This window comes from Bacteroides zhangwenhongii, from assembly GCF_009193325.2.
Taxonomy (GTDB): domain Bacteria; phylum Bacteroidota; class Bacteroidia; order Bacteroidales; family Bacteroidaceae; genus Bacteroides; species Bacteroides zhangwenhongii.
This window is the reverse complement of record NZ_CP059856.1, coordinates 3435753-3449242: the sequence shown is the minus strand read 5'-3', so window position 1 is coordinate 3449242 and position 13490 is coordinate 3435753. Positions and strand designations below refer to the sequence as shown.

The window sequence follows — 13490 nt, the reverse complement described above, 5'->3', positions numbered from 1 at the left end:
TTTATCTAAATAAACACAATGATGAGAAAGAACTTATATCTATTCATCCTGTTGATGATAATATGTAGCATAACTACTCTGGCGACGGCACAGGTCACGAAAGTCGTGATTCGGGGTGTGGTGACTGCTGCCATTGATAAGTTACCTCTTCCGGGAGCGCACGTCATGCTTCTCAATAAAGACGGACGTGTGGTAGGGAATGCGATTGCCGATATGGATGGTAATTATAGTATGCGTGTGGAGACACGTGCAGGAGACAATCTTGTGGTTTCCTATACGGGTATGAAGAAAGCTACCATTCCCGTGAAAGGAAGGATGACGATTAATGTTGTGATGCAGGATGAAACTGTGATGTTGGAAGGAGCCACCATCGTTGCCAGTAAGAAAACCAGCAACGGAATGATGGACATCAACGAACGCGACCTCACGACGGCTATGGGAAAAGTTTCGATGGCAGATCTGGAGGATGGAATGACGGCACCCAGTGTGGAAGATGCTCTTCAGGGGCGTATCGCCGGTTTGGATATTGCAGCCAGTTCGGGCGATCCGGGTGCCGGAATGTCTCTCCGCATTCGTGGTACCACTTCTATGACAGGGTCTTCACAACCGCTTATTGTAGTAGACGGGTTTCCTTATGATGCGTCGGTAGACGATGACTTTGACTTTGCCACAGCCGACGAAGAGGAATATTCGCAGTTATTGAATATCTCACCGGACGATATCAAGGAGATAGCTGTCCTGAAAGACGCGGCTGCTACCGCTCTTTACGGAGCGAAAGCCGCCAACGGTGTATTGCTCATTACCACCAAACGGGGAACGGTAAGCAAGCCCCGTATTTCCTATACGTTCAAAGGAACGATGATAAATAAGCCGGAAGGTATTCAGGTGTTGTCCGGTGATGAATACACGACGCTGATACAGGAGGCTCTGATGAATAGCGGAAAGGTGTATGACCCTACTTCCGATCCTGAATTTGCTTATGATGTGAATCAACCATATTATTTCTACAACTATGGTCAGAATACAGACTGGTATGATGAGATTACCCATACCGGATTCAGCCAGGATCATACGGCTTCTATCAGTGGTGGTGGCGACAAGGCACAGTATCGTGCTTCTATCGGCTATTACAACGCCAATAGTGTTGTTATCGGAACCGGTTTGAACCGTATGAATGCCCGATTGAACGTGGATTATAATGTTTCCAAACAAATTAAGTTTTCTGCAAGCATGGCATATACCCGGACAGACGACCGTAAGAACTATATTTCCTATTTCTCTACCAGCCAGAATGTAAGTAACATGGCTTTCACACGTATGCCGAACATGAGTGTTTATGAGTATAATGAGATTGGTATATTAACCGATAATTATTTCACTCCATTGGAATCTCCTCAGGGAAAATGGAATCCCAGTAGTTCGTCGGGAGGCGTTTACAATCCTGTGGCGATGGCGAACGACGGTTATTTCCAAACGCTTTCCAATAATGTGGTATCTAATCTCTCGCTTATCTGGCGACCTTTCTCATGGGCGCGTTATCAATCGGATTTTAGTTTGAACGTTTCCAATAACAAGAAGAACGCTTTTCTGCCGCAGACGGCTACCGGTCGCCCGTGGAATGAAGCGACAGTGAATCGTGCCGATGATCGTGACGGAGAAGCTTTCACCATTTATACGATGAACAAAATCGTCTTTACGCCGGACTTGGGCAAGATGCATAGTTTTCAGGGTTTGCTGGCGTTGACTACTTCAGATAAACGTTCTACCAACTTCCGCATGACCGGAGGTAATACGGCCAGTACTTATCTGAAAGATCCTTCCATTCCTTCCCGTTTGACGGGAGCGTCTTATCTGACTTCCACTACGACTCTTCAACAGGAGCGTTCGGTGGGTGTTATGGGAAGTATCCAATATAGTTTGCTCGATCGCTATATCATTAACGGAACTGCTCGCTACGACGGGAATTCCCGTTTCGGTAAGGACAATAAATGGGGGTTGTTTCCCAGTGTCTCCATGCGTTGGAGGGTTTCCGGTGAGCCGTTTATGAAACCTTGGCGGAAATGGCTGAATGAGTTGAGCCTTCGTGCAAGTTATGGTCTTAACGGCTCTTCTCCAAAAACGAACAACAATTATAAACATATCAGCCTGTATGAGCCATACGAATATTCTTATCTGGGTGAGGCGAGTGTATATCCTTCCAGCTTGGAGTTAAGCAACCTGAAATGGCAGACGAGTACCCAAGTCAACTTCGGACTGAACTTTGCTGCTTTCAAGAACCGTCTGAATATAGACGTGGAAGTTTATCAGAAACGCTCGAAAGACCAGTATTTCCAAAACCTGTCTCTTCCTTCCACGAGTGGATTCTCTAAAGCGGATGTCAACTCCGGCTCGATGGAGAACAAGGGTTTTGAGCTTTCGGTAAATACCGTTCCGTATCGTAATAAGAAGTGGAGCATTTCTTTCAACTTCAATCTGGCGCGCAACGTCAACTCAATTCTGGATGTGCCCGATCAGTATCCGATGCAAAAAGGAGTCTCTACTTCCAATGGGCAATATATCCGCCGTTTCGAGTTGGGACAGCCGATGGGGGCTATCTACGGCTTCCGTTATAAAGGAGTTTACCTGAACGACAACCAGACCATCGCCCGTGATGCGGCCGGTGAGCAGATATTTACTTATGATGCGAACGGCAACCGTACTCCTGTCAGAATGCGTTTTGCTTATCCTACCATTGATTATCAGTTTCAGGCAGGAGACGCTATTTACGAGGATATCAATCACGACGGAAATATCGATCATCAGGATATTGTTTACTTAGGTAATTCCAATCCGATACTGACAGGAGGTTTCGGACCGAATATCCGTTATAAGAATATCAGTGTGAGCGCCTTTTTCAATTTCCGCTATGGAAACAAGGTTATTAACCAGATGCGGATGAGTCTGGAAAATATGTCATCCTACAATAACCAGAGTAAGGCAGTATTGCGCCGTTGGCGACATCCGTATGAGGATGAAGCGACCGCGCCGACTGATTTGCTGCCGAGAGCTGTCTATGGTTCGAAGAATGCTTACAACTATCTCGGTTCCGACCGTTTTGTGGAGGACGGCTCTTTCCTGCGTTTTAAATCACTGACTGTGAAATATACATTCGATAAGAAACGTTTGCAGAAAACATTCCTCAAAACCTGTCAGCTATGGATGACGATGAGCAATCTGTACGTTTGGACCAAATACTCTGGCATGGACCCGGAAATAGCCCTGACTGGTGCTCCGTTTAATATCGGTTATGACCGTTCGCGTGTTCCGCGTACGCTCACAACTACGTTGGGTATGAGTGTCACTTTTTAAAACCGGAAGATTATGAAAAAGAAACTAACAAGATATATTACGATGTTCGTATTGGCTTTGCAAGGCCTGACAATTACCTCTTGCTCCGATTGGCTGGATTTGATGCCCAATGACGGTGTGCCGTTGGATGAGTTCTGGAAAACGAAGGAAGATGTGCGTTCGGTACTGAACGGTGCTTATTTATCAATGGCTTCCAGTGCTATGGTACAACGCTTGTTTCTCTACGGAGAATGGCGGGCGGATATGATCACTTCCGGAAAAAGGACAAACTCGAATGTGGTGAGTGTGTTTAACGGAGAGATCTCGATTGATAATAGTTTGCTCGATTGGGCTTCTTTCTATGAGACTATTAATATCTGTAACACAATATTGGAGTTTGCTCCGACGGCACAGGCCAATGACCCTTCGTTCTCTCCGGCTACCTTAAAAGAATATGAGGGTCAGGCGATTGCTATCCGTAGTCTGATGTACTTTTATCTGGTACGTGCTTTCGGTGATGTGCCGCTTATCCGTAAGGCATATATAAGTGCTGCTCAGGAAATGAGCGTTGCCAAAAGTAGCCAGAAAGAAGTGTTGGAAGCGATAGTCGCCGATTTGGAATCGTTGGAGACAGGCAATTATCTGCCTAGCCATTACAGCACTACCGATGCAGCCCAGAATAAGGGTAGAATGACCTTATGGGCGGTCAAGGCTTTGCTTGCTGATATTTATCTGTGGATGGAAGATTATGAAAAGTGCAACCGTAAATGCGAAGAGATCATTGCTTCCGGACAGTATACGCTGATTCCGGTTACCCGGCAGAAACAGGAAAGCGGAGAAGATGGGGAGGAGTCCGGCGTGACTATTTACTATCCCGACCCGTCTACATATTTCGCTCTGTTTAATCAGATGTATTACGAGGGCAATTCGATGGAAAGTATTTTTGAATTGCAGTTTTCTACAGAGAACCTGAATCCGTTTTATTCTATGATGAGTTCGGGAAGAGGTTATATCGGTATTAATACGGCCAACTTGGAGTCGAATATTTTCATTCCGACGGCAACGGGAGATATGTTCTTTTTCGATATACGCAATATTATTTGTCAGAATAAATCTTGCCTTTGGAAATATATAGGCGTTGAGCCTAAAGCATCCAGTGCGGAACGGGCACAAGCAGAATATACCGGTAATTTTATCATTTATCGCTTGGCTGAGATTTATCTGATGAAAGCCGAAGCCTTAACACAGATGGCAATTGCGGATAATGAAAATCAGGAGTTGCTGAAAGAGGCTTATAGATTGGTGAAAGTAATCAGGGATCGTGCGAATGCTGTGGAAACAACAGATCTAGGTGCGTCGGAGGGTTCTTATGTGGGCAAAGATATGGAGAAATTCATTTTGGATGAACGTGCCCGCGAGTTGGCTTATGAGGGGAAGCGCTGGTTTGACGTGTTACGCCAGGCCAAACGTGATAACTATGGAGGTGACAACCTTAACTATCTGATGACGTTAGCCGAACATAGTGCTCCGGCGAGTAAGGTGACCAGTCTGAAAGCGAAGTATAGGAATTATCACAGCCATTATCTTCCTATTTACAGTGAGGAATTGGATGCGAACCCGCTACTGGAACAAAATGAGTTTTATGCAACGAATTAAATCTATATGGACATGAAGAACAATATATTGTTGAACACTTTTTGGGGTGTTTTATCGCTTTTCTTTCTGAATGCGTGCGAAGACAGTCTGATGGGGAGTGTATATCAAACAACGAGCGAACAGATGTTGGATGAATATATGGACGAGCATTTGGGAGAGTTTCTTAAAATAGTGCATAAGTCCGATTATCGGGGCATGCTTCATGCTTATGGGGCATATACTTGTCTGGCTCCGACGGATGAGGCTGTGAGAAAATTCATGGAGAAAGAAGGAAAGACGATTGACGAACTGACAAAAGAGGAAGCGGATGCTTACGTCGGTTACCATATTATTGGCGATACGATTTCTTCGGCACGTTTTGAAGACGGCAAAATGCCGACTCCGAATATACGGGGATATTATCTGACTACTAAAACGGAGAGTGATGAAAGCGGGAATGTGTACGTAATGGTAGACCGTAAGGCACGGATGGTGACAAAAGATGTTTTACTTGGGAATGGAGTATTGCACGTGATTGACGCGGTATTGGAAAAACCGGAATTGACTTTGAGACAGCAAGTCGCTGTTTTGCCTACCGAAAAGTATTCTTTGTTCAAAGACTTATTTGCCGAGTATGAAGAGTATTTGGCCGGTGTCATGACAAATGATACTACTTATACCGTTTATGTGCAGAGTAATGAGACTTTCAATGATGAAGGTATCCATAATAAGGCGGAACTGCTGGTACGTTTGAAAAAGAATATGGTGGGGATAGCGGAAGATGAATTGGTAAAGAACTTCCTGGCTTATCATATCGGAATAGGACGACGGTATATTGTTGATTTATTGGGAGGGACATCGGCCGTTATGACTAAAGTGGAGAATCAGGTGATCACCAGTACCATGGACGGACAGTCCATTGTGCTGAACCGGTTTAAGAGCGCTTCCAGTTATGAAGCAGGAATCGAACTGCTAAGAAATAGTGAATACACAGACTTGACTTGTGAGGACGGAGTGATGCAGGAAGTCGGAGGTTTATTGGAGATTAAGATACGTTCTGCCTATCGGGTGGATTTCGATATGTGTGACTTGCCGCAGATTAAATCGGATCCGGCCTATCGCAAGGAGACTAAGAAGTTTAAGATGAAAGACTTAAATCAAGATGTCAAGTTCGAATCGGGTAAAGGCAGTGCTAATCCGGATATTACTTATGGAGTAGTAAATATGAGTGATGATAATCCTTCGATGAATCTGAACCAACAGTATGTAAATGGTGATTATTTGACCTTCACCATCAATGCCAATTATGTGAAGGCTTTTGAGTTCACGTTACCTTTATTGATAGACGGAACTTATAAAGTATGGTTATGTTATCGTCATTCGAATGCATCAAAAAGAGGGCCGATACTGAAAACAACCTTTAAACAGGAAAATCGGGATGATCAGGTCTTAGAGAAAACAGCAACTATAGCACAAGTCAAAACGATTATTTATGAAAAGGATGCGGATGGTACTAAGACTAAGAAGGACTTTCGTGGAGTGGATATGGTCAATCATGCGGAAATGGAAAGGGAATACGGGTGGAAACAGTATACCTACAAACCGGATAAGAGCATGAACAGTATTCTGCTGGGAACGATTAAAGTATATTCCAGTGGTCGCCATACGATACGTTTCGATATGGTAGAGCAGTATCAAGAAAAGGTTACTCACTATGATATGATTCAGTTTATACCGGTTACGGAAAATCAAGTATGGCCGATGCTTGATATGAAAGGTAACCAAATAGAGGAGAAATCTCCGGGAATAAAAGATATCTGGCCTTATAAATAAAAATCAACGGATAAATTAGTAGCAATGAAAACGAAACTCAATATAATAAGAGGTGTATGGCTGTTGGCAGTTGTGGTATTGATTACAGCCTGTAACAACCAGTGGGACAATCATGTGGAGGTAGATACTCCTACATTGGACGGAAGTGTGCTGGATGCCGTAAAGGCGAACAAGGATCTTTCTGCCTTTTATCTTTTGCTGGAGGAAACCGGTTACGTCAATATCCTGAATGGAGAATATGAGTATACAATTCTTGCACCGGATAATGACGCGATTTCAGAGTTGGTGGCAAATTATGAAGAAGGTGAATGGAATGAGCAGGAGAAACTTGCGATAGTGAAGAATCATATTGCTTTTGGTTTGTATAATATGAAGACATTAACTCAACCGGACAGTCGTTTGAAAATGATAAACGGAAAGAACCAATCCATGAGTACTGTGAGTTTTGACTCGGAACATTCAAATGTGCTTTGCAATAATGGAGTCCTGCATATAGTGGATAAGGCGTATAAACCTTTGATGAATATTGATGAGTATCTGCAATATGTTCGGGGAATGTTTCCGGAAGAATACGAACAGTTGGACAGCCTGTATGCGAAAGCTACCAAAGTAATGGATACGGAGAGAAGTGTACAGACAGGGGTGAATGAACTGGGGCAGCCCGTATATGATACGGTGTGGACTACACGGAATTACTTTTTCGAGGAAATGCCGATTAATAATGAAGACTCTTCCTACACATTCGTTGTATTGAGAGATCTTAACTTCCAGGAGTTGAAAGCTAAATATGCGAGGTATATGAGTTTGGGTGACGAGGAACAGACCGATTCGCTGGTAGTTGACGAACTGATTCGCGACTTGGTTTTTAAGCAAGGGGAAACGATAGCCCTGAGTGGTGTGAAGGTAGATTTTTCAAAAGCGGCAGACTTCGTTCCTTCGCCGATAGAAGTCAGCGAATATAAAGCCTCCAATGGAGTGGTTCGTTTCTTGAATGGGGTGGATGTCAAGATGAAAGAGAATAAAATAAAGACAGTGGTGGTAGAGGCCGAAGACTATTTGAGTGCATACTCACCTTCTAAAGTGTACACCCGTTCACGCTCGTCGTGGGCAAGTGGAGGAAAGGACGTGATGGTGTCTTCGCGGACTTACCAGAAGGATCCCGTTACAGGTACAGAGTATTCTTTTGTTTTCAATACGAGTAATTATAACACGGATATGAATTTTTATCTGCTGTATGAAGTACGGTTGAACTCTGTTACCTATGACGTTTATTGGCTTTCTTACGATGATATGGCTGAACATATCGCAAAAGATCCGGCAAGTGAGGCTTCCACGTTGGTAGTCTGCCAGAAGATGTTTGCGGCAATGCCGGGTGATGCACAGCTTGCCCGCTCATCCGGTGGCTCGATACAAAATAACTATTGGGGAAACTCGGTTGCTTTTGCTGCTTATTCAGTAGCGGGAGATAAGACATACAGGGATTATCCGGTACAGCTTCGGAAATATACGTTGGATACCAGCAACTCCCGAATGATTCCGAAAGAAGAAGTGGAAGGAGAAGAGGGATATGATTTCGATGTTCCGCGAATGGGCAAAGTACAGTTGATGGTTTGTAATACGGCGGGTTTTCATCCGTACTCCAAGGACAATCAGAGTGGCGGAATGATGTTTCTTGATTATATAAAATTTGTCCCTCGTATTCCGGACGGTGAATGATACGGATGCAGATGAAACGATTAAAGGAAAGAAAATGCTATGAATAAGATAAAATATATATTTCTTTTGCTGGCTTGTGTGTTCGCTTTGTCTGCGAATGCGCAGAAGTTCAATAAGAAGATTCGTACGTTGAAAGTGAAGAAACGTATCGAGTATAAGGAGAAAGTGTCGGGAACAGTCGTGGAAGCGGCTACCGGAAATCCGGTTAATGGAATAAGAGTGACTGTCTCGGATATCAGTGCGGCAATGACGGATGAAACCGGAAAGTTCTCTATCAAAGTACCGTCTTATGATGTGGAATTGTTGATTTCCGGTCCCGGATACCAACAGAAAAGAGTTGCGCTGAAAGGACGGAACGAGGTGAATATACGTATCTATGACGAAACACATAAGAGTGTATTCGGGAATGTGACAACTCCGTTGGGGGAAGTGGCGGGAAGCCATCTTACTACTTCTGTGGTTCAGTTGGACGGTGATAACTCGTTAAATCCGTCTACCAGCGGTGAGACCTTGTTGCAAGGAACAGTAGCGGGTCTGAATGTGATTTCCCGTTCGGGAATGGAAAATGCGGGGATGAATATGTTTATGAGAGGATTCAATTCAATCTATGCAAATAATCAGCCTTTATTAATTATTGACGGGATGGTAATCGAGAATATTTCGGCCGGTACGTCCCTGATAAACGGCTATCTTTCCACTCCTTTCTGTGATATTGACGTGAAGGACATCGACCGGATTACCGTATTGAAGGATGCAACGACCCTTTATGGGGTGAAAGGGGCAAATGGCGCTATTGTTGTAGAAACAAGGAGAGGTAAAGATCCTGAAACACGAATCACAGCGCAAGCGGTGATGGGGATGAATATGAAACCTGGTAGTATTCCGATGTTGGATGCTGCTCAGTCGAAACGTTATCTGATGGATGTATATCAAAGTCGGGGATATTCTAGTAGTGATATTCAAAAACTGCCTTTCATAAATAATGAAAGACCTGTACAGCAAGCTTGGGGATATGAAGGTAATCCGGACTTCTATCGGTATAACAAAAGCACCGATTGGCAGGATGAGTTGTTTGTAGAAGGTTTGAAGAATAACTATTCAATAGGGGTGACCGGTGGTGACGATGTTGCCGTGTATGCTTTGTCGTTGGGGTATCTGCAAAATGAAGGAGTAGTGAAAGGTACGGACTTTAACCGTTTCTCTGCAAGAATCAATACGGATATTACTTTTTCACAGAAGTTTATGGTACAGACAAACATGAATTTTGTCTATGGTAAGAAGAACTTGATGCAAGAAGGAAATGCGACTCCGTTGAATCCGATTTACTCTTCTTTGGTCAAGTCGCCTTTTATGTCAAGCTATGTATATAATGAACAGGATCAGCTCTCACCGAATTATGAAGATACGGATCTCTTCGGTATGGCAAATCCGGCGGCAGTGACCGGCAGTGTGCAGCAGGAAAATTCCAATTATGGTTTTACGGCTAACATTCATGTGAAGTATAATATATGGAAGAATCTGACTTTGAGCACGCGGTTCGGACTTCGTCTGACTAAAGCGAAAGAGAGTATCTTTCACCCGGGACAAGGGATTCCGTACGATGAGCTCCCTACTGCATTGGTGACAAACGAAATGCAATATCATACGGAGCGTATTTTCTCGCTGTTTGATGAAACGCGTGCCAACTACTTGTTCAAATTCGGTCCGGAACATCAATTGGATGCAACCGTAGGTTTACGATATGCCACCAATAAGGCGGAAGACGACTGGACGAAGGCGTATAATTCGTCGAGTGATGAGTTTAAATCTTTGCAGTCCGGTTTGGATGCATTGCGGCAGATGGGAGGGGCACTCGGAACATGGAACTGGTTTTCCATCTATGGCAATGCGGCTTACTCTTTGAAGAACCGCTATTTTGTCAATGCTACATTGTCGACGGATGCTTCCTCCCGCTATGGACAGAATGTCGGCTTCTTCCGGCTTTTCCCGGCTGTGTCTGCCGCTTGGGTATTATCGTCGGAGAAATTTATGAAAGAACTGTCATGGATAGACCTGCTGAAAATACGTGCAGGATATTCGGTAGCCGGGAATGACGATATCGGCAATTATACAGGGAGTCGCTATTATACTTCACAAAATCTGATGGGTAACTACGGATTGGTATGCGGCAATCTGGTTAATCTGAATCTGAAACCGGAGCGGGTGGGCAAACTGAATATTGGTTTGGATGTAGCGCTTATGAACGAACGTTTGTCTTTAAGCGCTGATGTATATCGCTCGAAAGTAAAGGATATGCTTACCTACTCTTCCGTGACTCCTTTTTCGGGATACTCGACTTATGTGGATAATGGAGGGGAAATGAGAAATATAGGAGTGGACGTGGCTGTCAATGCCCGCCTGTTGAATACAGCTTCCCTAAAATGGGATTTGGGGATTACCGCTTCACACTATAAGAACAAGGTAACCCGATTGAAAGGCGAAAGTTATCAGACGGAAATAGCCGGTGGTACGGTTCTGACAGAAGTAGGTAAACCGTTAGGAGTATTCTACGGATATAGGACCAACGGAGTGTATAGCACGGAAACGGAAGCGCAGACTGACGGATTGAACGTACGTTCCGGGTTGAAGGACCTGCCTTTCGGTGCCGGTGATATGCGATTTGTCAATATGAATGGAGATAAATATATCGACGAAAAAGATAGAACTGTGATAGGGGATCCTAATCCGGATGTCTATGGAGGATTGAATACCCGTATCTTGTGGAAGAACTTTACGCTTTCTGCGCAGTTTACGTATTCTGTAGGAAATGATATCTATAACTATACCCGTCAGACATTGGAGGCGATGTCCGGCATGGAAAACCAGACCAAAGCTGTGATGAACCGTTGGCGTATGGACGGACAAGCAGCAAGCATGCCGAAAGCTACCTATGGTGACCCGATGCAGAATTCCCGCTTCTCTGACCGTTGGATAGAGGATGGCTCTTTCTTGAAATTCAAGAATCTGACACTGGCTTATGATGTGCCTATCAAAAAGGGGATTGTTACCGGATTGCAGGTATATGCCGTAGCGGAGAATCTGTGCACTTGGACTGCTTACAAAGGCTATGACCCGGAGTCCAGCATTAGTACCAGTCCTCTGAGTTATGGAATCGACTCTTTTACGACACCGCAGGCACGTACTTTTTATGTAGGATTAAAACTCGGACTCTAAATAAGGTAAACCATGAAATCAATAAAGAATGTCATCATATTTGGCGGGCTGTTTGCCTGTACGTTGTTCGGCTCTTGTGTGGATGCGGAACTGGAATCGGTAGTGGAATATAAGAATCATTATAAGACCCTCGATGATGCGAATAGTGCCATATTGGGATTGTATGGAAAATTTATGGGGCTGGCGGAGCAGACTATCGTTTTGGGAGAACTTCGTGCCGATTTGATGGATGTGACGGATAATGCATCTATAGAATTGCAGGAAATCAATGCTAATACTCCTTCTTCGGGAAATAAATATGCGGATATGACGAATTATTATTCCGTCATTCAGAACTGTAATGATATTTTGGCAGGCTTTGAGGATATGCTTGCCAATAATCGGTTGACACAGGAAGAATACTCGGAACTTTATTCGGATGTAGCGGCTCTTCGTTGCTGGACTTATCTGCAAGTAGGTATGTATTTCGGAAAGGCGGTTTATGTAACGGAGCCTACTGTATCTGTTGAAGATGCTTCGAAGCTGGAGCAACTGCCGAAAATCGGGTTGGATGAACTCTTGCTCCGTTTGATCGAATGTATGGAGAATTTGCCGACTTTGGAGGATTACCTGAATAGTGACTTGATAAAGTATAAACTGGATACGTATGACCTAAAACGATTCTTTGTTAACAAGCGTATTCTTTTGGGAGATCTTTATCTTTGGAACGGGAATTACCGGGAGGCTGCCGTGCAATATCGTAAATTCCTGTCTACCGACGAGAATAAGGCTTCTACGGCTAATGCGGTCAGGTATCGTTGCGGAAGCTATTCTACCGGTGGAGATACTTATTTTCAGGTCTTTTATGAACGATATATGGATGGCGATATGAACAGTTACAAGAATACCTGGCTGAATATGTTCGCTTTTCCGGCAGATAAGTCTGCTTTGTGGAGTGAGTTGATTTGGACAATAAGCTATGATCCGGCTTTTGAACCTTATTATCCCTTGATTGAATTGTTTGCCAATGAAGGAAAAGGAAAGTATGAGTTGATGCCTTCAGCCTATGCGGTTACCGACTTATGGGAAAAGGAGGAACAAAAGAACGGTGCGGAGTTTGACGGACGTGGGCGTGACTCTTCTTACAAACTGGTAAATGGTGAATATGTAGTTCAGAAATATTTATATGATTATGATCCGGCAAAGCCGTATGAGAAAAAGGGACGTTGGTTCTTGAATCGTGCCGCACAGGTGTTGCTACGTTACGCGGAGGCTGTGAACCGTTGTGGGTATACGAAACTTGCTTATTCGATTTTAAATGAAGGATTCAAAACAACTTACCGTTATACTCCTGAATCGGAAGCTAAAAGAGAATGGGACTGTGTGACCAGTTATGAATACGGACAGCCTTATCCGGAACCTTTTTACTTTGATGCACGAAGTATAGATGCGCCTTACTATCGTAGTCCTTGGCGTGAATTTACGGGAATTCGCGGTCGTGTATCGTTGAAAGCTAAGGAGATGGAACCGGAAGCCGGTGAAACAGATGTACAATGTATGGAGAAACTGTTGATAGAAGAATCTGCTTTGGAACTGGCTTTTGAAGGACATCGTTGGGGTGATCTGATTCGTGTGGCCAGACGTATGAATAAGGAAAAGGCAGGCTCCGGCAGTGAGTATCTGAAAGAAGTGATAGGCAGGAAATATGAGCGTTCGGGATTATCCATGCCGGATTTCTCATCTGAAGAGAAGTGGTATTTGAATGTATCAAAGTGAAAACGGGAGGG

6 protein-coding genes are annotated in these 13490 nt (G+C 44.0%); all 6 read left to right on the top strand.

All coding sequences use genetic code 11. The features are described 5' to 3' along the window. The first annotated feature begins 21 nt into the window (after window positions 1–21). The 6 genes from GD630_RS13930 to GD630_RS13905 are packed head-to-tail and all read left to right on the top strand — an operon-like array spanning window position 22 to window position 13479. A complete protein-coding gene (locus GD630_RS13930; protein WP_182505622.1) occupies window positions 22–3348 on the top strand; it encodes a SusC/RagA family TonB-linked outer membrane protein in 3327 nt (1108 codons plus the stop codon). A 12-nt stretch (window positions 3349–3360) separates the two neighbouring features. Then, entirely contained in the window at window positions 3361–4983 is a 1623-nt protein-coding gene (locus GD630_RS13925; RefSeq protein WP_143866177.1) for a RagB/SusD family nutrient uptake outer membrane protein, read from the top strand. A 12-nt stretch (window positions 4984–4995) separates the two neighbouring features. Further along, on the top strand, window positions 4996–6795 hold the full coding sequence (locus GD630_RS13920) for a fasciclin domain-containing protein (RefSeq protein WP_182505621.1): 1800 nt from the start codon (window positions 4996–4998) through the stop codon (window positions 6793–6795). A gap of 24 nt (window positions 6796–6819) precedes the next feature. Beyond that, a complete protein-coding gene (locus tag GD630_RS13915) occupies window positions 6820–8511 on the top strand; it encodes a fasciclin domain-containing protein (RefSeq protein WP_143866172.1) in 1692 nt (563 codons plus the stop codon). 39 nt (window positions 8512–8550) lie between these two features. Continuing rightward, a complete protein-coding gene (locus GD630_RS13910) occupies window positions 8551–11724 on the top strand; it encodes a SusC/RagA family TonB-linked outer membrane protein (RefSeq protein WP_143866170.1) in 3174 nt (1057 codons plus the stop codon). A gap of 12 nt (window positions 11725–11736) precedes the next feature. Continuing rightward, entirely contained in the window at window positions 11737–13479 is a 1743-nt protein-coding gene (locus GD630_RS13905; protein WP_143866168.1) for a RagB/SusD family nutrient uptake outer membrane protein, read from the top strand. The last annotated feature ends 11 nt before the right edge of the window (window positions 13480–13490 follow it).

What these genes read in the sequence shown, in the direction of transcription:
- GD630_RS13930 (WP_182505622.1), top strand. Translation starts at nt 22, where the DNA reads ATGAGAAAGAACTTATATCTATTCATCCTGTTGATGATAATATGTAGC.
- GD630_RS13920 (WP_182505621.1), top strand. Translation starts at nt 4,996, where the DNA reads ATGAAGAACAATATATTGTTGAACACTTTTTGGGGTGTTTTATCGCTT.
- GD630_RS13915 (WP_143866172.1), top strand. Translation starts at nt 6,820, where the DNA reads ATGAAAACGAAACTCAATATAATAAGAGGTGTATGGCTGTTGGCAGTT.
- GD630_RS13925 (WP_143866177.1), top strand. Translation starts at nt 3,361, where the DNA reads ATGAAAAAGAAACTAACAAGATATATTACGATGTTCGTATTGGCTTTG.
- GD630_RS13905 (WP_143866168.1), top strand. Translation starts at nt 11,737, where the DNA reads ATGAAATCAATAAAGAATGTCATCATATTTGGCGGGCTGTTTGCCTGT.
- GD630_RS13910 (WP_143866170.1), top strand. Translation starts at nt 8,551, where the DNA reads ATGAATAAGATAAAATATATATTTCTTTTGCTGGCTTGTGTGTTCGCT.